Origin of the sequence: Polyangium sorediatum (genome assembly GCF_029946465.1) — a bacterium.
Lineage (GTDB): Bacteria > Myxococcota_A > Polyangia > Polyangiales > Polyangiaceae > Polyangium > Polyangium fumosum.
The window spans coordinates 140998-163646 of the sequence record NZ_JARZHI010000011.1 but is presented as its reverse complement, the minus strand read 5'-3'; the positions used below and the strand labels follow the sequence as shown (position 1 = coordinate 163646).

18 protein-coding genes are annotated in these 22649 nt (G+C 68.5%); 10 read left to right on the top strand and 8 right to left on the bottom strand.

The window, feature by feature from the left end:
- The first annotated feature begins 6 nt into the window (after nucleotides 1-6).
- Nucleotides 7-1077 (top strand): phenylalanine--tRNA ligase subunit alpha, encoded by a 1071-nt coding sequence (pheS, locus tag QHF89_RS15830; protein ID WP_284720539.1) that lies wholly within the window; start codon nucleotides 7-9, stop codon nucleotides 1075-1077.
- Here the strand turns inward: pheS and QHF89_RS15825 are convergent.
- The gene (locus QHF89_RS15825) at nucleotides 1068-2435 is read right to left on the bottom strand and encodes an ATP-binding cassette domain-containing protein (RefSeq protein ID WP_136968727.1); all 1368 of its coding nucleotides are present in this window, start codon (nucleotides 2433-2435) and stop codon (nucleotides 1068-1070) included. The two genes, pheS and QHF89_RS15825, sit on opposite strands and share 10 nt — an antisense overlap.
- Nucleotides 2436-3272: 837 nt before the next feature.
- Here QHF89_RS15825 and QHF89_RS15820 point away from each other — a divergent pair.
- On the top strand, nucleotides 3273-5000 hold the full coding sequence (locus QHF89_RS15820) for a sigma-70 family RNA polymerase sigma factor (RefSeq protein WP_136968728.1): 1728 nt from the start codon (nucleotides 3273-3275) through the stop codon (nucleotides 4998-5000).
- Between the two features lie 151 nt (nucleotides 5001-5151).
- Here the strand turns inward: QHF89_RS15820 and dacB are convergent, their stop codons facing one another.
- On the bottom strand, nucleotides 5152-6675 hold the full coding sequence (gene dacB / locus QHF89_RS15815) for a D-alanyl-D-alanine carboxypeptidase/D-alanyl-D-alanine endopeptidase (RefSeq protein WP_136930295.1): 1524 nt from the start codon (nucleotides 6673-6675) through the stop codon (nucleotides 5152-5154).
- A 134-nt stretch (nucleotides 6676-6809) separates the two neighbouring features.
- On the opposite strand from dacB, the gene QHF89_RS15810 reads away from it, so the two are divergent.
- Both QHF89_RS15810 and QHF89_RS15805 read left to right on the top strand, forming a co-directional pair.
- Nucleotides 6810-7343, top strand: a complete 534-nt coding sequence (locus QHF89_RS15810) for a hypothetical protein (protein ID WP_136968729.1) — start codon at nucleotides 6810-6812, stop codon at nucleotides 7341-7343.
- 8 nt (nucleotides 7344-7351) lie between these two features.
- Nucleotides 7352-7846 carry a hypothetical protein gene (locus tag QHF89_RS15805; protein ID WP_136930293.1) on the top strand — a complete coding sequence of 165 codons (495 nt, stop codon included), beginning with the start codon at nucleotides 7352-7354 and terminating at the stop codon, nucleotides 7844-7846.
- On the opposite strand, the gene QHF89_RS15800 is transcribed toward QHF89_RS15805, so the two are convergent.
- Nucleotides 7843-8745 (bottom strand): fumarylacetoacetate hydrolase family protein, encoded by a 903-nt coding sequence (locus tag QHF89_RS15800; RefSeq protein WP_136968730.1) that lies wholly within the window; start codon nucleotides 8743-8745, stop codon nucleotides 7843-7845. The genes QHF89_RS15805 and QHF89_RS15800 overlap by 4 nt on opposite strands.
- A gap of 314 nt (nucleotides 8746-9059) precedes the next feature.
- On the opposite strand from QHF89_RS15800, the gene QHF89_RS15795 reads away from it, so the two are divergent.
- Nucleotides 9060-10751 carry a CTP synthase gene (locus QHF89_RS15795; protein WP_136968731.1) on the top strand — a complete coding sequence of 564 codons (1692 nt, stop codon included), beginning with the start codon at nucleotides 9060-9062 and terminating at the stop codon, nucleotides 10749-10751.
- Here QHF89_RS15795 and QHF89_RS15790 read toward each other — a convergent pair.
- Complete coding sequence (locus tag QHF89_RS15790) at nucleotides 10744-11703, bottom strand: acyl-CoA desaturase (RefSeq protein WP_284720552.1); 960 nt, start codon at nucleotides 11701-11703, stop codon at nucleotides 10744-10746. The genes QHF89_RS15795 and QHF89_RS15790 overlap by 8 nt on opposite strands.
- 172 nt (nucleotides 11704-11875) lie before the next feature.
- On the opposite strand from QHF89_RS15790, the gene QHF89_RS15785 reads away from it, so the two are divergent.
- Complete coding sequence (locus QHF89_RS15785) at nucleotides 11876-12523, top strand: CBS domain-containing protein (protein WP_284720538.1); 648 nt, start codon at nucleotides 11876-11878, stop codon at nucleotides 12521-12523.
- Nucleotides 12524-12535: 12 nt separating this feature from the next.
- Here QHF89_RS15785 and QHF89_RS15780 read toward each other — a convergent pair whose 3' ends face one another.
- Nucleotides 12536-13471 carry a diacylglycerol/lipid kinase family protein gene (locus QHF89_RS15780; RefSeq protein WP_136968734.1) on the bottom strand — a complete coding sequence of 312 codons (936 nt, stop codon included), beginning with the start codon at nucleotides 13469-13471 and terminating at the stop codon, nucleotides 12536-12538.
- A gap of 190 nt (nucleotides 13472-13661) precedes the next feature.
- On the opposite strand from QHF89_RS15780, the gene QHF89_RS15775 reads away from it, so the two are divergent.
- Complete coding sequence (locus QHF89_RS15775; protein WP_136968735.1) at nucleotides 13662-14993, top strand: hypothetical protein; 1332 nt, start codon at nucleotides 13662-13664, stop codon at nucleotides 14991-14993.
- Between the two features lie 12 nt (nucleotides 14994-15005).
- On the opposite strand, the gene QHF89_RS15770 is transcribed toward QHF89_RS15775, so the two are convergent.
- The 3 genes from QHF89_RS15770 to QHF89_RS15760 are packed head-to-tail and all read right to left on the bottom strand — an operon-like array spanning nucleotide 15006 to nucleotide 18427.
- On the bottom strand, nucleotides 15006-17096 hold the full coding sequence (locus tag QHF89_RS15770; RefSeq protein WP_136968736.1) for a DUF6029 family protein: 2091 nt from the start codon (nucleotides 17094-17096) through the stop codon (nucleotides 15006-15008).
- Between the two features lie 34 nt (nucleotides 17097-17130).
- A complete protein-coding gene (locus QHF89_RS15765) occupies nucleotides 17131-17658 on the bottom strand; it encodes a peroxiredoxin family protein (protein ID WP_136930285.1) in 528 nt (175 codons plus the stop codon).
- A 58-nt stretch (nucleotides 17659-17716) separates the two neighbouring features.
- Nucleotides 17717-18427, bottom strand: a complete 711-nt coding sequence (locus QHF89_RS15760) for a TlpA family protein disulfide reductase (RefSeq protein WP_136968737.1) — start codon at nucleotides 18425-18427, stop codon at nucleotides 17717-17719.
- Nucleotides 18428-18614: 187 nt separating this feature from the next.
- On the opposite strand from QHF89_RS15760, the gene QHF89_RS15755 reads away from it, so the two are divergent.
- The 3 genes from QHF89_RS15755 (at nucleotide 18615) to QHF89_RS15745 (ending at nucleotide 22620) form a co-directional block, all read left to right on the top strand.
- Nucleotides 18615-19940 carry a hypothetical protein gene (locus QHF89_RS15755; protein ID WP_136930283.1) on the top strand — a complete coding sequence of 442 codons (1326 nt, stop codon included), beginning with the start codon at nucleotides 18615-18617 and terminating at the stop codon, nucleotides 19938-19940.
- 215 nt (nucleotides 19941-20155) lie between these two features.
- The gene (locus QHF89_RS15750) at nucleotides 20156-21334 is read left to right on the top strand and encodes a hypothetical protein (RefSeq protein WP_136968738.1); all 1179 of its coding nucleotides are present in this window, start codon (nucleotides 20156-20158) and stop codon (nucleotides 21332-21334) included.
- Between the two features lie 176 nt (nucleotides 21335-21510).
- A complete protein-coding gene (locus tag QHF89_RS15745) occupies nucleotides 21511-22620 on the top strand; it encodes an Mrp/NBP35 family ATP-binding protein (protein ID WP_136968739.1) in 1110 nt (369 codons plus the stop codon).
- Nucleotides 22621-22649 lie beyond the last annotated feature (29 nt).

Here is a 22649-nt window from a genome sequence, read left to right as displayed (position 1 = left end):
CGGGGCGTGAGCGCCGCGGATCCTGTCCAGGCGATCAAGGCCATCGAGGAGGGCCTGTCCGCGCTCGGCACGCGGTACCGCGACGCGTTCGCGGCCGCGACGAACGAGCAGGCCCTTCGCCTCGAACACGCCCGTGTCCTCGGCAAAAAGGGCGAGCTCACCGCCGTCCTCGCGCTGATGCGCCACGTCCCCGGCGACCAGAAAGCCACGGTCGGCAGCCGGGTCAATTCCTTCAAGGAAGAGGTCGAGGCCGCCTTCGAGGCGCGCCTCAAGGCGATCGCCCGCGCCGCTCGCGAGGCCGAGCTGCGCGGACTCCCCTACGACCTCAGCTTGCCGGGCCGGCTCGAGCTCGGCCGTGGCCATTTCCATCCCATTGCGCAGGTTCGTGACGAGCTGCTCGCGATCTTCCGCGACCTCGGCTTCGTCGCCGAGGCTGGGCCCGAGATCGAGCTCGAAGAGAACAACTTCACGAAGCTCGCGTTCCCGCCCGATCACCCCGCGACGGACATGCAGGACAGCTTCTGGCTCGGGCCGGGCCTGCTCCTGCGCACCCACACGACGACGGTCCAGCCGCGTGAGTTCTTGCTCCGCAAGCCGCCGCTCGCCGTGGTGATGGCGGGCTCGGTGTACCGCCGCGACGACGACGTCACGCACTCGCCGATGTTCCACCAGATCGACGGCTTCCTCGTCGACGAGAAGGTGAGCTTCGCGGAGCTCCAGGGCGTCATCACGGCCTTCATCGAGCGCCTCTACGGCCCTGGCCTACCGGTGCGGTTCCGGCCGAGTTACTTCCCGTTCGTCGAGCCCGGCGCCGAGGTCGATTGCGGCTGTGTCTTCTGCCGACAGGCCGACGGCACCTACGCCGGATGCCGCGTCTGCAAGCACACGGGGTGGCTCGAAGTGCTTGGCTGCGGGATGATCCATCCGGACGTCTTCCGTCAATGCGGCATCGATCCCGAGCGGTACAGCGGCTTCGCCTTCGGCATGGGCCTCGATCGTCTGGCGATGCTCCGCTACGGCATCCCGAACATCCGCCTGCTCTTCGAGAGCGATCCGCGCTTCTTGTCTCAGTTCTGAGCCGCGAGCGTCGTGGCCGAGACGGCCGACGCTCCCTCGAACGAGATCACCTCGTCCGCGATCGCGAGCGGCCCCGGCCGATGCGTCACGATCAGGATCGTCCGCGCGCCCCGTTGCGCCGCGAGCGCAGCGAGCACGCGCGCCTCGGCCTCGGCATCAAGCCCCGACGTCGGCTCGTCGAGCAAGAGCACCGGCTGATGGCTCGCGACCGCGCGTGCGATCGCCACGAGCTGCCGCTCCCCGCCCGAGAGCTCGTGCCCTCCGGCCGCCATCCTCGCCCCGCCACGCGCCTCGGCGAGCCCGAGCCCTCCGACGTCGGCGAGCGCGCGCCGGATCTGCGCGGCGGGCGCATCCTTCGCGCCGAGCCCCACGTTCTCCTCGATCGTCCCTGACACGATCGCCGCCTCTTGCGGCACCCACGCGAAGGGCCGTTCGTCCGGACCGACCCCTGCGCGCGTCAGCTCCTCCCCGTCGTACCGAAGCGCTCCTTCCGTCGCGGGCACGAGCCCGAGCAGCCCCCGGAGCAGCGTCGTCTTCCCGCTCCCGGTCGGACCTACGATCGCCACGATCCGCCCTGGCTCGGCCGTGAACCGCGCGGGCCGCCCGTTCACGCCGCCCACGTCGAAACGCAGCCCTTCGACCGACAGACACGCCAGCCGAAACCGACTGCGCGCCCCTTGCACACTCGCCGCCTCGGCCGCTTCAAGCGCGGCCTCAGCGCCTCCGACCTGCACGCTTGCTTCGAGCGCCCCGAGCGACGCCGCGCCTCGCTCGATCGCCGTCCGCGCATCCCCGAGATCGCGCAATGGCCGATACGTTAGAAAAAACACCGCCGCAAATGCGACGAGCGATCCATCGCCGAGGGACGGCTGCGACCGCTCGATCCACACGCACACGAAAAGCAAAGCGGCCGCGGCGAGCACCTCGTTCGCCCCCGAAATCGCGCCTCGGGTCGCTTCCGCCCGCGCGGCGGCGCGCCCGGCCTCGTCCCCTGCCCTTTCCAGCGCTGCATGCACGCGCCGGGCGGCTCCATACGTTCGCCATAGATCCAGATGCCGTACCAGCTCGTCTACAGCGGAATGCAGGCCCTCGGCGAGGCGCGCCGACCGCGCGTGATGCACCCGGACGAACCTCCTCGCGAAGGCCAGGATCAGCGCGAACGGCGCGAGCAGCAGGAGTGCGGCGATCGCGAGGCGCGAGGACAGGCAGAGAAGCGCCACGGCGAGCGGAACGAGGTGTGCAATCGCACGAGCGGCCGCGAGCACGCCTTCATCGGCGCCGCGCTCGACGTCGCGGATACGCACGGTGATCGCGGCGAGAGAGGCGGCGGCCGCGCTCGGCGGTTGCCCTTGAAGCACGATCGCGGCGGTGATCGTACGACGAATTGCGTTCCCGACCTGAAAGACAGCACGCTTCTGGCCGTAGATGGAGAAGGTGCTCGCTGCCGTCTTTACAAGGGACGCCCCGAGACCGATAGAAGCCAGAAAAATCGGATGATGCAGGGCGTCGCGGGGGTCGACAAGGGCGCTGAAGGAAGCAAGTTGCCTACCCATCAGCGCCTGTCCGAGAAGGCCAGCGCACGAAGCCAAGATTCCATGGGCTATCGCCTGCACCAGGGTAGCCCCAGAAAACATCCAACTGTTTCGCCGGTCGCGGCGGAGCTCGTGAACGACACGCACGACGAATGCCCGACTGGACGTGTTCTCAGTCGGCATCATCGACTACAACGGAGCGTCGCAAGCATGGGAGCACACCGCCATCGAGGCAGTCCATCGCCCACCGCCTCGCATGACGGGGAGCCGGCCTCCCTGCATGCCTCGTCGGAGGATGCTCCTAGCATGCCGACCGGCGGAAGGCCCGACCCGGGACCGGGAAATTCGGGAACATACACCGATGACGGCATGAAATTTGCAGAATTCATCGAGAAGACGAGCGATCCAGTCTCCAGCATTGCATCCGTGAACGGCGGCCCGAGCCAGCCGATTTCTTCTCGGAGAGGATCCACCGGAATCAAACCGCACAATCCCCCGTTCAGCCCCCTATCGGGCAGCGGGAACAAGGGCCCAGCCATGGCGAGCTTCGAAACCCCGACGAGCCCGGACCGATCCCTCCTTGACCCGGCCGAGAGCTTCCACTCTCGAAAGGGTGATTCCGAAGAAGTGAACGAAAAACCCTCCACCGCAACGAAGAGCAAGATGAGCACGTCGACCGCCCGCCGCCCCGATGCCAACCGCCCCTCCACCAAGGCCGCGATGACGGGCTCCACGACGCGCACCGCCTCGGCCCCCAAGCCCGCCCGCGGGAGTGCGCCCGGCCGCCGCGGTGCCGCCGTCGCGAACGCGCGCCCGGTTCGTCGCAGCGGAACGATCGAGCGCCGGCCGAAGGGCCAGGAGCCCGAGCAAACGCAGGCGCCGGTCGACGACGAGGCGCTCCTCGACGACGCGCGCAGCAAGACGCCCGCCACGCCGCTCGCCAAGGAGCCGCTCGCCGCGTCGGACATCGACATCGGCATGCTGGATGACGAAGGCGCGGCCGCGGAAGAGGCTGCCGCCATCCGCCCGCGGCCCGAGATGCACGATCCGGAGCCGACGACGGCCGAGTTCATCGACCTCGAGTTCACGCCGCTGAGCCGGCCGGATTCTCCCCGGACCAACGCGGACCGCGAGCTCAAGGACATCGAGGAGGGCGGCGGGGACTCCATGCTCGCGCGGTATTTCCGCGACATGGCGCTGCACCCGGTCATGGGCCCCGAGGAGGAGCTCGAGACCGCGCGTGCCGTCGAGCGCACGGAGATCGATCACTGGGTCGCGTTGCTTTCGTACCTACCCGCGGCCGAGTTCGTGCTCGACGCGCTCGCCGAGGACGTGGCGAAGGCGGGCGAGGACGAGGTGAAGGCGCCGCAGATCGAAGAGCTGCAGAAGCTCGTGAAGATCGCGAAGAAGCAGAAGTACAAGCTCGCGCCGGAGCACGAGAAGGCTTGGGCCCAGCTCACGAACGAGCTCGCGACCGTGATCCGCCTGCCGGATTCCGACCGCCTCTGGATGTCGCGCGCCAGCAGCATCGCGCGGGATCTCGTGCGCGAGCCGGACTTCGAGGAGGACACGATCGCCGACACGGAGGAAGGCGCGCCGATCCGGCCGCCGCGCCCGACGCTGCCGATGTCGCCGTCGTACAAGCGTTACCTCGATCGGGTCGAGAAGACGTTCCAGGCCCAGCACGACGCGAAGAACCGGTTCGTCAAGGCGAACCTCCGTCTCGTCGTGTCGATCGCGCGCCGCTACAACCGCGGCCGGTTGCCGCTGATCGACCTCATCCAGGAGGGCAACATCGGCCTCATGAAGGCGGTCGAGCGCTTCGATCACAACCGCGGCTACCGCTTCTCGACGTACGCGTCGTGGTGGATCCGGCACGCGATCAGCCGCGCCCTCGCCGACAAGGGCCGCGCGGTTCGCATCCCAGTGCACATGCTCGACACGTACAACCGCGTCGCCCGCGCGACCCAGGCGATCATCGCGCGCACGGGCCACGAGCCGACGATCGAGGAGCTCGAGAAGGAGACCGGCGTTCCGCGCGAGAAGCTCGACAAGGTGAAGGACTTCTACGCCGAGACGCCGTTCTCCCTCGATCGCCCGGTCGGCGACGAGGATGGGCGCAAGTTCATCGACTTCCTCCAGGAGGAGAACGCGCTCTCGCCGTTCGATCACCTGGCGAACCGCAAGTGGAGCGACGAAGTCCGGCGGCTGCTCACCACGCTGACGCCGATCGAGTCGCGCATCATCCGCTGGCGTTTCGGCCTCGACGACGAGGACGAGCTCACGCTCAAGGAGATCGGTGACAAGTACAACCTGTCGCGCGAGCGCATCCGCCAGCTCCAGGAGCAGGCGCTGGTGAAGATCCGCAAGCAGATGCGCGACTACTACTGAGGTTCGGCGGGGCAACCCCCCGCACAATCCGCCCCACCGAAGGCCACGTGGAAAAACCCTCCACGTGGCCTTTGGCTTTCGAGGGGGTATGACATTCGTGTCATACACGCACGGCACGGCGTGCGCGATCTGAGCAAGCAATGCTCTCCAGCTACCGGTCCTTCCAGAGGGCGCGCGCGGCCGCCTCGACGACCTTATCGATCCCGCCACGCGCCTGGCCGACCTTGTCGGGAATGCCGTTCACGTAGATGGAGAACGCGAGCGGCGCGCGGCCCGGAGGCCCGAGCACATAGCCGGAGAGCGATGCGACGGCGTTCAAGGTGCCGGTCTTGGCGCGGACGATGCCGCGATCCCCGAGGTTCTTGAAGCGCCCGCGGAGCGTGCCGTCGACGCCGCCGACCGCGAGGTGCGCGAGGAACTCGGGGCCCATGGTCACGTCGCGATACGCGGCGCGCAGGAGCGCGGTGGTGCCGAGCGGCGTGATGCGGTTCGCGTCGAAGAGGCCCGAGCCGTTTTTCACGACCATCCCCTCCTCGAACGCGCCGATTTCCTTGAGGTAAGCGGTGATGACCTCGGCCGCGCCCTCGGCCGTGCCCGGGCGCGCCTTCTTCTCGGCGCCGACGGCCTTGAAGATCATCTCGGCGTAGAAGTTGTCGCTGTCCTTCCCGAGCAGCGCGAGCAGCTCGCCGAGCGGGCGGGATCGATGCGACGCGAGCAGACGCTTTTCCTTGGCGCCGCCGAGCTTCACGGGTCCCTCGACCTCGATACCCGCCGACGCGAGGACCGCGCGCAGCGCATGACCCGGAACGAGGCGCGGATCGTCGAGGCGTCGCCGAACACGCACGACACGCGAGTTCTCGGGCAGATGGCCGCCCACGCGCGCGACGAGTCGATCTCCCTTCGGCGAGAGCTCGAGCGTGATCTTCTCCGGATCCCCCTTCTTCGTCGTCCGCACCGTCCCGACGACGTCCACGAAGCCGAGCGGATCGACGCGCACCTGCGCGTCCTTGCCCTTCTCCGCCGCGCGCACCGAGAGCGTCACCGTGTTCTCGTCGAGCGCGACCGCGGAGACCGGCGCGCGGAACGGCGCCCATTCGTTCGGCTGCTCCTCGAACGCCGGCGGCACGAAGCGATCGTCGAAGTAACTCTGGTCGACGACGATCGCGCCCACGCGCCGCACGCCCGCGGTCACGAGCTCGCGCACCATGGGCCAAAGCGCCCCGCCGTCGAGCGAAGGATCCCCCTGCCCGCGCAGGACGAGCTCCGGGACACGATCGCCGTCGAGCTTGCCGTAGAGGCCCGTCACGAAACGATGCCCCGGCCCGAGCAGGCGCAGCGCCGCAGCGGCCGTCACGAGCTTCGCGTTCGATGCGGGGTTGAAGGTTGCATGCCCATCGCGCGCGGCGACCGTCTCGCCTGTGCCCACGTCGACGACGGCGACGCCGACGGTCCCGCCCCAGCCCTTTACGTCCGTCGCGAGCTTCTCCATTGCTTGCAGGATCGGCCCTGCCTCGATCGACGCGCGCGGGCGTGCCGGGGCGTCTCCGCTCGGGCGCTCTGCCTGCGCCTGCGCCGGGCTCGCGGCGGGGCTCGGGACCTCCGAGCGCGCCGAGGCGGTGAGGGCGAGGAGCGCGAGGCCGGCGAGCGTGGGGCGGAGACGGCTGCCTTGGTGCATGGGAGCTTCCTACAACGTCCGGGTCGGGCGCGCGCATCCGACGACGGCAGTCGTGGGCTTTCATTGTGCGGACAGCGCGAGACCTTGCTAGGGTCGAGTCAAACTCGATCCTCTCTTTGGGACCGGAGAAGACCGTGGCTCTTCGCACCTCGACCTCGCACCTCACCCTGGGGCTCTTGACCTCCCTCCTGCTCGTGGCCTGCGGCGGCGCTCAGCCGAAGCAAGCCGGCGACGACTCCACGTGGGAGAAGCCGCCGGCGAAATCCACCGACGAGAGCAGCACGAAGGGCGAACCTCCGTCCGGCGACACCGGCGAGGATACGAAGTGGACCGGCTCGTCCGAGCCGGCGAAGCTCAACGAGGATCAGATCAAGCAGATGGAAATCGCGCTGAAGCGTGGCCAGTCGAAGGCCGCGAACTGCGCGACCGTCGTCGAGAACGGCCCCACGGGCGAGGGCCCGGTGTCGGTCACGTTCGACGGCAAGATCGGTAAGATCACCGATGTCGAGGTCGGCGCGCCGTTCGCGGGCACGCCGGTCGAGCAGTGCATCAAGCGCTCGTTCATCGGCGAGTATTGCCTGCCCTTCGAGGGGGATCCGAAGGTCGTGAAGTACACGGTGAACCTGCCCGCGAAGGCCGCCCCGGCGACGCCGCCGAAGAAGAAGTGACGAGCGGAATGAAGCGCGCCTCGATCCTCGTCACGCTCGCGCTCCTGCTCGGCTCGTCGCAGAGCTTCGCCGAGGAGACGGATGAAGCCCCGGCGCCGCGGTATCCGCCGTCGTCGGTGCGACCGAAGCTCATTGGCGGCGGTCTCGCGATCACGGCGATCGCCTACGGCGTCGGCTTCGTGGCCGCGACGAGCTGGCCCGACGCGCCGGGCGCGGAGTCGTTGAAGATCCCGATCGTCGGGCCGTGGATGGCGATCGCCGAGAACAAGTGCGGCGATCCCACGGCGACCGATTGCTCCGGCTCGATCTGGATACGCGGACTTCTGACGGGGCTCGGCGGGCTCGCGCAGATCGGCGGGCTCGCGCTCATCGCCGAGGGGATCATCATGAAGACCGAGGCGGTCGCGCCGAAGCCCGCGGAGGCGGAGCAGAGCGCGTTCCTCATGCCGGTACCGATCGTGGCGCCGAACATGACCGGGCTCGGGCTCGTCGGTCGGTTCTAGCTCTTCACGCGACGAAACGGCGGCGGCACGGGCCCACGCACGGGCCGCGCCGCGACCTTTCCGAGACGATCCACCGCGACTTCGAGCGTCGCGCCAAAGGTGAGGCCGAGGCGCCGCGCGGCCTCGCTGCCTCCTTCGATCGGTGGAGCACCAACGATATCGCCCGGCTGCAGCGTGACGTGGCGGCTGACGAAGGCGAGCGACTCGGCGAACGAGAGCGCCGGCGCGGCGGGCGGCGCAAGCTCTTCGATCACGCCGCCCACGCGCAGACGCACGCGCGCGTCGTCGAGCGCGCCGGCTTCGTCCTTCGTGACGAGCACCGGGCCGAGCGTCGCCGCGAAGTCCCGCGCGCGCAAAACTCCGCTCGTTCGTTCCTGTTCTCGCGCGACCCAGCCGAGCAGGATCGTGAAGCCGAGGATCGCGCGCTCGGCTTCGTCCACGGTCGCAGCGCGGAGCTCGTCGCCAAGCAGCGCCGCGATCGAGATCTCGACGTCGGGCCGCAGCTCGGTCGGCGGGAAGGCGACCGATTCTTGATGCCCCAACAATCCGCGCGGGTTGCCGAGGTGGTAGCGAGGCTCTTCGCCCTCGGCCGTGCCGACGAGCTGCACGAAGAGCGCGCGCTCGGGCAAACAAGGCGGGAGCCAGAGCAGCTCGTCGGGCCAGAGCCTCGCTTCCGTGGGGCGCTTGCCGGCGCAGAGTCCATCGTCCAGGACATCGAGACCCGCGCCGCCGACGGAGAAGACGCGCGTGAAAAAATCTTCGGCGACGGACAAGCCCTCGTCGAGGAGCAGCCCTTCGCGCCTCCGCTCGAGCTCGGCGACGTCGTAGAGGCAACCGTCACGCTCGAGCGCGATCCGTGGGACCGGCGAGGACGGAAGGAGGACGCGGGCAAGACGCATGGGCGGGGCGCCTCGGCACCAGGATCGACCACGTTAGCATCCCTCGCCGGGTGCGTCGCGGCTTTCACGCGGGAAAAAGGCTGTTATCTCTTCGGCGGCTCGCGCGTTGACGCGCCACCCTGGACGCCTAGACTGCGCCCTGGTTGACGCTTGGGGCGTCACTTCCATCGAGCGGAGTGATGCATCCCCAAACCCTCGTACGTACTCAGGCAGCGTGTTTGCCCAAGCGGGCAGAGCCGCCCGACAGCGTACGGAAAAACCAACCGAGCGCGGCTCGGAAGAGATGCGCCCACGCGGGGCCGGAGCGGCGGTTCATGAGCAAGCGGACCAAATTCGTCTTCGTCACGGGTGGGGTGGTTTCCTCGATCGGCAAGGGCCTCGGCGCCGCCTCCATCGGCGCGCTGATGGAGGCGCGTGGCCTGCGCGTCACCCACATCAAGCTCGATCCGTACATCAACGTCGATCCCGGGACGATGTCGCCGTACCAGCACGGCGAGGTCTTCGTGACCGATGACGGCGCGGAGACCGACCTCGACCTCGGCCACTACGAGCGCTTCACGCTCGCGCGCATGACGCGCCAGAACAACTTCACGACCGGACGCGTGTACGAGTCGGTCATCTCGAAGGAGCGGCGCGGCGAGTACCTCGGCGCCACCGTGCAGGTGATTCCGCACGTGACCGACGAGATCAAGCACCGCGTCCGCGCGGCCGCCGAGGGCGTGGACATCGCCATCGTCGAGATCGGCGGGACCGTCGGCGACATCGAGTCGCTGCCCTTCCTCGAAGCGATCCGTCAGCTCAAGGTCGAGTGCGGAAGCCAGAACGCGGTCAGCGTGCACGTGACGCTCGTGCCCTTCATTGCGACCGCGGGCGAGCTCAAGACGAAGCCCACGCAGCACGCCGTGAAGGAGATGCGCGAGATCGGCATCCAGCCGGACATCCTGCTCTGCCGCTGCGACCGGCCGCTCTCGCGCGGCATGAAGGAGAAGATCTCGCTCTTCTCGAACGTCGAGGTCGACTGCGTCATCGCGGCGGTCGACGTCGGGTGTATCTACGAGCTGCCGATCGTGCTGCACGCCGAGGGCATCGACGAGAAGATCGCCGAGAAGCTCAACATCTGGGCGAGGCAGCCGGATCTCTCGCAGTGGCACTGGGTGGTCGAGCGCTTCAAGCGCCCCACGCGCGGCACGGTGAAGATCGGCGTCGTCGGCAAGTACGTGCACCTGCGCGACGCGTACAAGTCGCTGCACGAGGCGCTCGTGCACGGCGGGCTGCACAACGACGTGCGCGTCGACCTCGAGTACATCGACTCGGAGCAGATCGAGCAGAAGGGCGCGGGGGAGCTGCTCGGTGCGCTCGACGCGATCCTCGTGCCCGGCGGCTTCGGCGACCGCGGCACCGAGGGGAAGATCGAAGCGATCCGCTACGCGCGCGAGCAGAAGGTGCCGTTCTTCGGCATCTGCCTCGGCATGCAGCTCGCCGTGGTCGAGTTCGCGCGGCACATCTGCGGGCTCCACGGCGCGAACTCGGCCGAGTTCGATCGCAACGCGGCCCATCCGGTCATCGACCTGATGCCCGACCAGAAGGGCGTGCTCGACAAGGGCGGCACGATGCGGCTCGGCGCGTATCCGTGTGTCCTCGAGCGTGGCTCGGTCGCGGCCGAGGCGTACGGCGCGACGTCGATCAGCGAGCGTCATCGTCATCGGTACGAGGTGTCGAACAAGTACCGCGACGCGCTCGCGCAGGGCGGCCTCGTGCTCTCGGGGACGTCGCCGGACCAGCGCCTCGTGGAGATGGTCGAGCTCCGGGATCACCCCTACTTCCTGGGCTGCCAGTTCCACCCGGAGTTCAAGAGCCGCCCGCAGGCGGCGCATCCGCTCTTCTCGCGCTTCGTGCGCGCCGCCGTCGAGCGTCAGCGTGAGCAACGCAAGCCGCGGACGGAGAGCGTCAGCGGGGCGCAAGGCACGCTGCCCGGCCCCGCCAAAAGCTCGTCCACCGTCAACTGACGCGCGTCGCCGTGCGAGCGAGCGAGGGCGCGACATCGTCCTCGCTCGTCGTCTCCTTGCCGAGCAGGAGCGGCGCGCGCTCGCCCACCTCCGCGATGAGATCCTTGCGCAGGATGCGCTCGGGCGGACGGCGCAGATCCCACACGATGCCGAGCTTCTCGAGCGCGCGGAGCACGTAGAAGCTGATGTCGATCTCCCACCAGAAGAAGCCCTGGTTCGCGCTCGACATGTAGTGGTGGTGGTTGTTGTGCCAGCCCTCGCCGAGCGTGAGGAGCGCGAGGAACGCGTTGTTGCGGCTCGTGTCCTTCGTCGCGTACCGGCGTGATCCCCACACGTGCGCGAGCGAGTTGATCGTGAACGTCGCGTGCATGAGCACGACCGTCGAGGCGACGTAGCCCCACAAGAAGCCGTCGAAGCCGAAGGGGATCGTGACCGCGGCGATGAGCGCGGCCGATCCGATCACGTGGTAACGATCGAGCCAGCGGAGCTCGGGATATCCGGCGAGATCAGGGACTAGATCGAGCCGCGTCTCCTGGTGGTCTTTGCCCATCCACCAGCCGAGGTGGGCGTACCAGAAGCCGCGACGCAGGGGGCTGTGCACGTCGCGCTCGGTGTCGGAGTGCTTGTGGTGAACGCGGTGCGCCGCGGCCCACCAGAGCGGCCCCTTCTGCACGGCCGTCGTGCCGAGGAACGCGAGCACGAGCTGGAAGATCCGGCTCGTCTTGAAGCTGCGGTGCGAGAAGTAGCGATGGTACGCGGCCGTGATCGCGAACATACGCACGAGGTAGGTCGCAGCGGCGAGCGCGACGAGGCGCCACGTCGGACCACGCACGAGCGCGATGACGAGGCCCACGTGCATCGCAACGAGCGCGGCGACGTGGAAGAGCTCGGACAGCGACCACTTCGAGGCGGCGACGACCGTGATGGAGGGCTTTGAATCCGGGACGTCCATTTGCACGAGGCCGACTGTCACATGCGCTCTTCAGCCGTCGCCCTGCGTCCCGTCACGATTCGGTCATGCACACGCGTGGCTCGCGAGATGCACACGTGACGCGTGGTGCAGCGCGTCGCGCGTCATCACGTTGTGCAGTGCGCACGGCGCGTGCGGGAACAAGGAGGATCGCGTGAAGGTGCGAGAGATCATGAGCGCGCCCGTCAGCACGCTCGAGCTCGGCGACAACATCCTGTTCGCGGAAGAGCTCATGACCGTCGAGCGCATACGTCACCTGCCCGTGCTGGATGGCGACGTGCTCGTGGGCCTCTTGTCGCACCGCGACATCCTGGAAGCCACGGGCCGCGTCCTCGAGAAGCTGCCAGCGGACGACGCGGCCGAGGCGAAGCGGAAGACGTGCGTGCGCCATGTGATGCGTGGTTCGGTCGATACGATCGGGCCGGACGACGACGCGGCGGATGCAGCGGACGTCATGCTCACGCAGAAGATCGGCTGCTTGCCCGTGGTGGACGAAGACGATCGGCTGCTCGGCATCGTGACCGACACGGACTTCATGGCGATGGCGCGAGACGCGCTTCGCGCCGGAAAGATCACGCAAGCGGCGAAGCGGCCGGCCGCGCGGGCGCCCGCGAGGGCGAGGACGAGGCCGTCGCTCGCGAAGGGGACGACGAAGGCTACGGCAACGAAGACACCTCGAAGCGCGAAGACCATCGCGCCGAAGAAGGGGATGGCGACGAAGATCGTGCCGAAGCTCTCCGTGAAGGCGCAGGCGCGGAAGGGTGCGGCCACGAGGAAGGCTCCGACGCGTCGGAGTGCGTGACGGCCGCGCGGATCAGAACGTGACGACGTCGATGGACGGGCCCGCGGAGACCGTGACCTCCGAGGCGCGCAGCACGTCGCCGTCGAGCACGTAGGGCCCTTCGGGGGAGAAGCGCACGACGAACGAGCGCGCGAGATCATCAAAAGCGCCCGCGCCGCCGATGGGCTTGCCGAGGAGGACGAGCGGCGCGCGCGGGCCGAGCGAGCGTGGAGGCAGAGGGCTCGCGACGAGGTGCGGGCGATCGAGGTCTTCGCCCGCGCGGTGGTTGACGCGCATGCCGAGGCCGAGATCACGCACGACGGAGGCGCACACGAGCGACCAGCGATCGGAGGCGAGGCGATGCCCGTCGACCTCGATCGTGCACGGCATGGGCGTGAGCACCTGCTGTGCATACGGACCGTCGACGAACGACTCGACGAAGATCCGGCCGGCGATCCGCGCCGCGCCGCCGTACCCGCGCGCGCCGTCCGCGTAGTAGAGGTCGAAGAACCGCGCGACGAGGCCGGTGCCGAAGATGAAGCCGATGCGCGTCGTTTCTGCGCCCTCGCGCGCCTCACGCACGCGCAGCGTGGCCCTGCGCCGGGAGGCGAGCGTGCGGGAGGCGAAGAGCCGCGCGAGCAGCCGCGTCGGATCCCCCTGCATGCCGAAGTTCCGCGCGACGGTCGCGACGGTGCCGCCGGGCAGGAGCGCGAGCCGCGGGAGCGAGGCCTCGCCGAAGGCCCGCGCGAGCGCCGTGACGCCGGCCATGAAGCTGCCGTCGCCGCCGGAGAGGATCACGAGGTCCGTGCCGCGCGCCGCGATCCGCGCGCAGACGGCGTCGAGCTCGTCGACTTGGGTGGTCGGATGAACCTCGGCGACACCTGCGCAGATGCGCCTCACGTCGTCGAGGAGGGAGGGCCGCCGACGGTAGAGGCGAGCCGTGATGTTGGCGATGACGTCGAAACGCATGAACCGAAGGCCCTCGCGACGCCGAGGCCTGTAGGGGCGCGGACGCGATGGGCGTGTTCGGGAGACAAAAGAGCCACCCGAAGCGCGCAGGGTGACGCACCGGAGGCGCGGGGGAAAGGGCCGAACACGCGCGGGCCACGGAAGGCTTTGCGAGTCGGGGCGAGGTCAGGTAGCTCGAAAGGAACGCCCGATGATCGCTCGCCGCACGAACCTCCCGCGCGCCCTTGGAAGTCTCCTCGTCCTCGCTCTCGCCGCAGGCTGCGGCGGAGGCCCTGCGCTGCGCGCCGCGGAGCAAGGCGACCTCGGCGGAGCGCGACGCGTGCTCGCGTCCGGCTCCGCGCAGGAGGCCGTCGGCGAGGCCGAGGCGCGGCGCATCGCGCGTGTCGTGCTCGAACAAGAGGTGAAAGCAGCGAAGGGAGACGCCGGCGTGAGCAAGCTCCGGGAGCTGCCGTCTTGCGCCGAAGGGCTCGACGACGCGCTCGAAGCGCGCGCCGCGGACAGTGACGAGGTCGCGGCGATCGCGGCGCTCATCCGCTTCGATGCGCGCCTCTGGGATCGCGACGATCTCGCAGAGGCAGCGCACGCTGCGCTCGCGTCGAAGGGCGCATCGAGCGCGTGGCGCGCCGTGGAGGCGCGTGGGCTCGTTGCGTACACGGATGGCACGCAGCGGAGGAGCCTGTTCACCGACGGGGACCAGGCCGTGCGTCTCGCGGCGCTCAAGGCCGCCTTCGACGCGTTCGATCCGAACGACACCGAGGCGCTGCTCGAAGCGGCACGGCTCGATCCACACCCGCCTGCGCGTTTGCAGGCGATCGACGCGGTCGGCAACCTCGGCGGCGAGCGCGTCGTGCTCGCGCTGAAGGATCTCTTCGTGAAGGCCGACGAGGACGAACGGGTCGCGATCGTGGGCGCGTGGTCGTCGACACGCGCGCTGGACGCGGGCGGGCGAGTGCAACTCGTGCGCGTGTCGCAGGCCGAACGAGGCTTGCCACAGATCGCGGCAGCGGCCGTGCTCGTCCGTCAGCCTGGGCCCGGCGCGGAGGACGCCGCGGGCATCCTCGCGCGGTCGATCGAGACTGGCTCGACGCGCGAGCGGGTGTTCTCGATCCACGCGGCGACGCTCGCTACGCCGAGCGTGCGCGAGGCCCTCGTGAAGGCGCGGAGCGACGCAGACGAAGACGTCGCAATCGCGGCCCTCGGCCGTGGCCTGGAGATGGCGCCGGCCGAGGGCGAGGGCGCGAAGCCGAAGGAGCGCGCCGAGATCACGCAGAAGCTGCTCGGCATCGCGAAGGGCAAGGGCATCCGCGCGTTGCTCGCGAAGGCGGCGCTCGCGCGTGCGGGTGCGCGCGAGGTGCTCCCGCTCCTCACGGAGGACGCGCGCTCGACGAGCGAGCAGGCGCGCAAGGCCGCGGGCACGTCGCTCGTGGCGCTCGGCGAGCTCGGACGCGCCGCGCTGCTCGCGGTCGATGCCGACCCGCGCGTGCGCACGGGCGTCGCGTGCGCGATGCTCCGGGCAAAATAACGGTTTGTCCGGCTAGAACCGGGAGACGACCTCGAGCCGCGCGCCCTCGAAGGGCGGGAAGAGGCGGCAGACACCGGAGACGCAGCGGATCGCGCCGCGTCGCTGCCCGACGAAGAGGTTCACGGTGTTCACGAGCCGCGAGGCCCACGAGTCCGTGCTCCCGGATCGGTATGTGAGGCCGCCGCTCAGGTAGTGGCAAAGCACGACCTTGAACTCGTCGGCACCGGCGAGCTCGGGCTGGCATCCGGGGCGCGTCGAGTACTCGTAGCCGAAGACCGCCGAGAGGTGCGGCGACCAGTGGAGCGCCGTGTAGTTCTCGCCCTCATTCCACACCCGACCGTGCGTCGCGGGCAGGTAGCGGTTGCGGTGAAACCCTTGGAGCTGCAACGAAAACGGGCCCTTGATGTGCTTGACGAGGTCGTAGCGGATGTAGCCCTCGTAATAGAGGACGTCCGTCTCGCCCGGCGCTCGCGTGCCGAGCGTGGGCACCGCGCGCTCCGCGATACGCGCGCCGATCCAGGCGCGCGCGTGCGATTTGCCCTGCTCGCGGCTCATGTCGATGCCCACGGCCGTGTCCCACGTGTCCGTGCGGAACTGGTCGTCCATCGACTGACAGAGGTCGTTCGTGGGCACCTCGGTCCAGCTCCGGTAACGACCGAGCCAGCCGTAGACCGATGTGTGCTCGTCGTACTTGAAGTTCGCCGTCGCGCGGCCGCCGGTCATGCACACGTTCGGCGACTCGATCGGCTCGATGTAGATCGGCTCCGCGGTCGGCGGCGCGCTGTAGGCGACGACGCTGTACTCGGGGGCGCTGTAGCCCGGCGTCGTCACGTCGATGTTCGAACCGAGCGGGAAGAATTTTCGGTTGTGTTTGCCCTCCAAGGAAAGCTGGAGCTTCCCGAGGCCGAAGTTCGCGTTCGCGTACACCGCGTACCCCGACACGTCCGCTTGCCGCTCCGTCGCCGCGCCTTGCGCGTCGATCGCGCCCACGTGCCCGTCGCGGAGCTGCTGCCCCGCGACCTCCACGTAAAGGTCGCCGATCCCCGCGATCGACGGCACGTTCACCGATCCGCTGAACGTCCGAATCTGGTTGTGCGAGCGGCCTCCAGGCAGGACCGTGAACTCGGGGAACTGCGCGTAGCAGTGATCCACGCACGTCGAGTCGCCCGTCGCGCAGGCGCTCCTGCACGCGAGGTTCTCCTCGGTGAAGGATTTGCGCACCAGCACCGACGCGTTCGCGGCGAACTGGACGGCGTCGATCCCGCCTTCGACGCGGCCGCCGAAGATCGAGTCCTCAAGGTAACTCGGCCTCGCCTCGGCGACGATCGGCTGCCCGTTGATGGCGTACGTCGTCGCGGGCTTTGCGTCCGGAAAGCCGAAAAACAAGGGGGATCCTGCGCCGTGCAGGCGCCGGCCGCTCACCTCGTCGAAGCGCAGCGGGTTCATCTGCCCCGCGAGCAGCGTGGCGCCGATCCGCGCCGGCCCGAGCTTCTTGTCGAAGACCACCTTGCCGCCGCGGATCGTCGTGTCGATCGCGAGCTCGTCGATCTTGCGCACGCTGAGCACGAGGCCGCGGCCGAGCTGCGCGTAGAAATCGCCGATCGTGATGTCGAGGCCCGGCTGGTTGTATCCGACGTAGAGTTTGGCCGGGTAGATGCTGTTCAGAAACCGCGTGTTCAGCTCGTTGTAGAAGCGGTTCGCATAGTCGATCGTTTGCGGGACCTGGGCGTTCGGATCCGCCTGCTTCACCGCGTCGATCTGGCGCTGCGCGATCACCTGCGCCTCGGTCCGCTTCGTCGTCAGGTAGTAGAGCGCCGAGTCGAGCCGCACGCCGACGCGGAAGCGCCACCACGTCGCCTGCACGTTCAGGCGGTTGATCCACTCGCCGTAGTCGTCGTCGACGATCGGCCGCGGGTTGAACGCCCTTGGATCGTGGTTGCGATTGTCCCAGCGATAGTCGACGACCGTGGTGTTGGTGACGTCGAGCCCGATCGGCTCACCCGCCGGCCCGGGCAGGTCGAGCGCGCGCGCGGCGGGCGCGATCGCGAGGCTTCCGAGGGTGACGGCCAGCGCAGCAGCGGCGCGACGCGAGGAAGATCTCACGCGCGCCTTCTACCATGACGTGCGCGGCGCCCGATCACTCCGCGAGGGCCTTCTCGACCTCGACAGTGAGCGTTTTCTCGTCACCCGCGGTGTATCCACCACGCTTGTGCACGATCGAACCGTCCTTGCTGATCAGCACCGTGAAGGGCAGCTCGCGCTTCGGATTGTAGCGGGCCGTCACCACGGTCTCCTCGTCGAGCAGGACGGGGAAGACCATGTCCTTCGAGCGCACCACGCTGCTCACCTGTGCACGCGACTCCGGCCCGTCGGCGGAGACGGCGAGCACGACGAAGCCGCGATCCTTGTGCTTTTTGTAAAGATCGACGAGGTGCGGCATCTCGATCATGCAGGGGTCACAGGTGGTCGACCAGAAGTCGATGAGCACCACGCTGTTCCCCTTGTAGTCGGAGAGCCGGACCTGCTTGCCGTCGAGCGACGGCAGCGTGAAGTCGGGTGCCGTCGCGCCGCCGCCGGCCTTCGCGGAGGGCATTTCGCCGCCACACGAGCTGAGGAGAAGGCCGGCGAGCGCCGCGCCGAGGACGTGAGCTTTTTGCGCGTTCATCCGCACATCATGCCGCAAAGGAGGAGGGGCGGCACGCGCGCAAAAGCAGGCGAGAGGGCTACAACGTCCCTGCGATGACCTTCTCGAAGGTCTTCCAGTACGTCGCAGGAGGCGGACCGGCGTACGTTTGAACGATCGCCATCGTCCGCGTGTCGATGATGATGTTCGCCGGGAACGAATCGCTCTCCCATAGCGCCGCGAGCTTGCCGCCCGGATCGGTCACCGACGGGTAGTCGATGGCGAACTTCTTCACCCACTTCGTCAGATCCTCGGGCGTCGCCGGCGAGCCGGAGATTCCCTCCGCGAGCGCGAGGAGGAACTCGCCGCCGATCGGGTTGTACTCCGCGCGCAGGCCCGGGAGGACCTCGGCCGCCTCATACTGGCAAGGGCCGCACCACGAAGCAGAGATGATGATCGCGAGCGCCTTCGGCTTCGGCGTGCCCGCAGGGAACACGGAGTTTTCCGGAAAAACCCCGTCGCCCGTCGGATTGTAGAACTCCGCAAAGGAGATGAATCGCACGCCCTCGCCGAGCTTTTCCTTCGCGTTCGGAAAACCGATCAGCTCGTAATTCTGCGCTATCGAGCCCTTGCTGATGCCGAAGGGACCCGCGGGATACGGGAGCGCCCACGATCCACGCGGGAGTTGCCCCGTTTGATCGGGGAACCCCGGTGTCACGTTGCCATCGCCCTCGTCACTGCCGCAGCCGATCAAACCGAAAGCTGCCGTCAGACCGAGAACCAAGCACCGAAAGAGCACGTCGTTTCGCATGATGCCACCGCGCCTGGAATGAGGTAGGTCGGAATGGTCCTCGCGGGGGTTCAGGGCGTCAAGCACCCTCCTTGCAAAAGGCCTCGCCCGGACCGGATCCGTTCCCAGGCAAGATGCGTGGAACACGGCACCGTCCCATGCATACCCACACCCGCGGAGGGACGGCCCTCCAAGGTTCGAGGCCATCATGCAGCATTCTCCTGTTCTCCGTTCACGGCAGCCGCGCCTTCGTTTTGCCGCCGCCCTCTCGCTCCTCTCCCTCCTCTTTGGTGGCGCGCTCGGCGCATGCTCCGAAGAGGAGGTGGTGCCGTTCTGCTTCGGCGGCTTCGTCACCGCAGACGGCAAATGCGAGGGGAAGTGCACCCCCGACAAGTGCCTGCCCGGCAACACGTGCGTGGAGAACCGCTGCGTCCTCGAGTGCGCGGGTCACGCCGATTGCCTCGCCGACGGCACGCAAGACTGCGCGCCCGCGGTCGAGGACGACACGAAGCGTGAAATGTTCTCCTGCCAGCCGAACGAGAAGCCCTTCGGCTTCGGCTTCAAGTGCCCCTTCGGCGACGAGTGCAGCAAGACCCTCTCCTGCCCGCAGACGGGATCGCCCTGCTTCCTCGATCAGTGCGGCGGCGCGCCCGACACCTGCAAGCTCGACGAGACCTACTGCTACGGACGTGCGAACTGCCTCGTCGGCAAGTGCCCCGACAACACGCCCTGCACGGTGCTCGCGTGCGCGCCGGGCGAGTGCACGGCGCCGCTCTCCTGCCTCTCGGCCGCCGAGGGGGACGCCGATGCTTTCTGCACCAAGCAAGATTGCCAGAGCGACGCCGAGTGCCCCGGCGGCTTCTACTGCGGTACGACCCGCGAGGCGCGCGCGCTCTGCGGCAGCATGAACCCGTCGAAGGGCAACAACGGCCTCTGCGGTCAGTCGAGCGACCCGTGCATCGAGCCGACCTCGCTCGGGCAGGGCAACACGATGTTCGAGGGACAGCTCTGTGTACTCCGGAAGACGTGCGTCCAGCGCGACACGTGCGCCCCGTGCAACACTGATCTCGACTGTTCACAGATCCCGAACAGCCACTGCATCTCGCTCCCGGACGACACCACGAAGCGCTGCGCCTCCGGGTGCGTGAAGGACGCCGACTGCGGGCGCGCGTTCGAGTGCAAGCCCGTGAGCGATGCCGCGCCGGACGGACCGAAGGCGTGCTTCCACCGCTTCGGCGCCTGCGTCGGCGAGGGCAAATACTGCGAGCCCTGCGTGACCGACGAGGACTGCGGCTCGCTCACCGGCCTCTCCGTCTGCTTCCAGGCCACCGACGGCAGCCGCGGTTGTGTCGACCTCAGCACCTCGAACGGGCCTTGCACGTCGAACAACGACTGCCCGCTCTCGCCGAGCGGCAAGCGCGCCGAGTGCGACCTCAACCCAGGTTCACAGAACTACCAGAAGTGCCAGCTCTTCCCCTACACGCTCGCCAACCCGGCGAACCCGAACCAGGGCGGCGAGTCGAGCTGCTGGTAACAGGAGCTGGTCACTTCTGGTTTCGATCGATCTTTTGCCGCGCAAAGACTTTCGCCACGCGCGGCACGTCTCTTTCGCACCCTCCCGCCGTGATCCGGGGATTCCGCGAGGGACCCGGGGATGGACGGGAGGGTGCTCCGAGCGCACTTCGCATGGCGCAGAAGGTGCACGTGCGCTTCAACGTACCCACCACTTCTTCCAAAGGAGAGCTTCGCATGTCGCAGAAAAACAAGTGGATCCGCCTCGTCGCCGCGCCTGCCTTCGTGCTCGGAGTCGGCCTCACCGCCGGCCTCGGTTGCAGCGACATCGCCGACATCGCCGAGGGATGTGACGAGTTCCGCGCCGACGCGCAGTGGGGTGCGAACCTCGACATCGACTTCCGGGTCAAGTCGTTCATGGGCGCCTCGGGCGCGTTCATCACGCTCGCCGACAAGATGATCGCCGACGTCACCGCGGCCTGCCAGGGCATCGCCAAGGCGACGAATCGCGACGAAACGAAGTGGTCGTCGCTCGAGGGCTCGGCTCGCCTCGAGGCCGTGTGCAAGGAGGCCGAGCTCGGCTTCGACGAGGTGATCAAGGCCAACGCGAACGTGCAGCTCGTCGCGCTCGTCGAGGGCGGCAAGTGCGAGGCGAGCCTCGATGCCTCCGCCGAGTGCAACGCGCGCTGCGACGTGAGCGGCCAGTGCACGCCGGCGCAGCTCGAAGCCAAGTGCGAGCCCGGCAAGCTCGCGGGCACGTGCAAGGCCGAGTGCAAGGGCGCCTGTACGGCCGACGTCGGCGCCACGGTCGAGTGCCGGGGCTCGTGCAGCGCCGTCTGCAACGGCAAGTGCGACGGCCAGTGCTCCACGGGCGACGCGAACAACTGCAACGGCCGCTGCGACGGCACGTGCGAGGGTACCTGCTCGGGCGCGTGCGAGCTCGAAGCTAACGCCGCCGTGCAGTGCGACGGCACCTGCCGCGGCGAGTGCTCCGTCGAGTTCGAGGCCCCGCACTGCGAGGGCAAGATCACGCCGCCCGAGTGCGAGCTCGACGCCGACTGCCAGGCGAGCTGCAACGCGCAGGTCCAGGCGAACGCGTCGTGCACGCCGCCCAAGGTCACGATCGAGCTCGCGGGCGGCGCCACCGCCGATCTCGAGGCGCTCGCGGCTGCGCTCGAAGAGCACCTGCCGAAGCTCATCGTGAACGGCATCGAGCGTGGTCAGGCCGCGCTCGACGCCGGCGAGGTCCTCGTCGAGGTCGGCGGGAACCTGGAGGGCGCGCTCACGTCGAGCGGCAAGGCCTTCGTCTGCGCCACGGAGGCGGCGAGGTCCTCGCTCAACGCGAGCGTCGAGGTGAAGGTCTCCGTCCAGGCGAGCGCCAGCATCGGCGGCAAGGCTGCCGGGTCCGTCAACTGAGCGCCTGATCGACGCGCCGCCCGGCCGCTCCTCGCGCCGGGCGGCGCGTTTTCTTTTTGTTTCGCCCCGGCCGTTTTTCCCGACGGCAGCGCGCACATGCGACGGTGGAACGGGTTGACGACACCCGTGGCTGGTCCTAACAGACCGGCTGCCCCGCGCCTGCCCCGAAGGAAATCATGGCAATCACGGTCGAATCCGCGAAAACCGCGCTCCAAAGGGTCGAAGACCCCGAGCTGTCTCGCCCCCTCGCCGACGTCGGCATGCTGGGAGACGTCACCGTCGAGGGCGATGATGTCACCGTCGTCCTCACGCTCACGACGCCGGCGTGCCCGTACAAGGAGCGGCTCCAGGACGACGTGACGGCGGCGCTCAAGGCCGCGGGTGCCGCGAACGTGACGATTCGTTGGACCTCAAACGTCCCGGAGCGCAACATCATGGCCGACGATCCTTGCCCGGGCGTGAAGAACATCGTGCTCGTGATGAGCGGCAAGGGCGGCGTCGGAAAGAGCACGGTCGCCGCGAACCTGACGCTCGCGTTGAACCGCCTCGGCTGCCGCGTGGGCCTGCTCGACGCCGACATGTACGGGCCCAGCGTGCCTACGATGCTCGGCGTGATGGGCCGGCCGACCTCGTCGGACGGGCAACGCTTCCTCCCGCTCGAGCGCTTCGGCGTGAAGCTCATGTCGATCGGCTTCTTGCTCGAAGACGCGCGCCAAGCCGTCGTGTGGCGCGGGCCGATGATCCAGAACGCGCTGCTCCAGTTCATGAAGGACGTCGACTGGGGCACGCTCGACTACCTCATCCTCGACCTGCCTCCCGGCACGGGCGACATCGTGCTCACGATCTCGCAAAAGCTGCGCACCACGGGCGCCGTCGTCGTGACGACGCCGCAGGAGGTCGCGCTCCAGGACGTTTACAAATCGGTCTCGATGGCCCAGAAGGTGGGCATCCCCATCCTCGGCGTCGTCGAGAACGAGAGTTATTTCATCTGTGACGGTTGCTCCGCGCGTCACGAGCTCTTCGGCTCGGGCGGCGGTCAGAAGATCGCCGAGTTCGCGGGCGCCCCGCTGCTCGGCCAGATCCCGCTCGATCCTTCGGTGCGGGAGTGGGGCGACGCAGGCACGCCCGTCGTGCAGGCGGCGCCCGAGAGCTCGGTCGGCCGAGCGTTCCTCGAGGTGGCGCAGCGGCTGGCGGCCAAGGTGAGCGTGCAAGACCTCGGTCGCGGGGGCTCCCTCCGCATCGACCGTAGCGGCGGTCAGCAGCGGTTTTTACCCATCGTACGTTGAAAAAGCGTCTCGAAGTTCGAGCGCTGTGC

Coding starts and splice junctions, on each gene's coding strand:
- QHF89_RS15755 (WP_136930283.1), top strand. CDS start 18,615: ATGCAGCATTCTCCTGTTCTCCGTTCACGGCAGCCGCGCCTTCGTTTT.
- QHF89_RS15760 (WP_136968737.1), bottom strand. CDS start 18,427: ATGCGAAACGACGTGCTCTTTCGGTGCTTGGTTCTCGGTCTGACGGCA.
- QHF89_RS15800 (WP_136968730.1), bottom strand. CDS start 8,745: ATGCGTCTTGCCCGCGTCCTCCTTCCGTCCTCGCCGGTCCCACGGATC.
- dacB (WP_136930295.1), bottom strand. CDS start 6,675: ATGCACCAAGGCAGCCGTCTCCGCCCCACGCTCGCCGGCCTCGCGCTC.
- QHF89_RS15790 (WP_284720552.1), bottom strand. CDS start 11,703: ATGGACGTCCCGGATTCAAAGCCCTCCATCACGGTCGTCGCCGCCTCG.
- QHF89_RS15765 (WP_136930285.1), bottom strand. CDS start 17,658: ATGAACGCGCAAAAAGCTCACGTCCTCGGCGCGGCGCTCGCCGGCCTT.
- QHF89_RS15805 (WP_136930293.1), top strand. CDS start 7,352: ATGAAGCGCGCCTCGATCCTCGTCACGCTCGCGCTCCTGCTCGGCTCG.
- QHF89_RS15820 (WP_136968728.1), top strand. CDS start 3,273: ATGAGCACGTCGACCGCCCGCCGCCCCGATGCCAACCGCCCCTCCACC.
- QHF89_RS15750 (WP_136968738.1), top strand. CDS start 20,156: ATGTCGCAGAAAAACAAGTGGATCCGCCTCGTCGCCGCGCCTGCCTTC.
- QHF89_RS15795 (WP_136968731.1), top strand. CDS start 9,060: ATGAGCAAGCGGACCAAATTCGTCTTCGTCACGGGTGGGGTGGTTTCC.
- QHF89_RS15745 (WP_136968739.1), top strand. CDS start 21,511: ATGGCAATCACGGTCGAATCCGCGAAAACCGCGCTCCAAAGGGTCGAA.
- QHF89_RS15775 (WP_136968735.1), top strand. CDS start 13,662: ATGATCGCTCGCCGCACGAACCTCCCGCGCGCCCTTGGAAGTCTCCTC.
- QHF89_RS15780 (WP_136968734.1), bottom strand. CDS start 13,471: ATGCGTTTCGACGTCATCGCCAACATCACGGCTCGCCTCTACCGTCGG.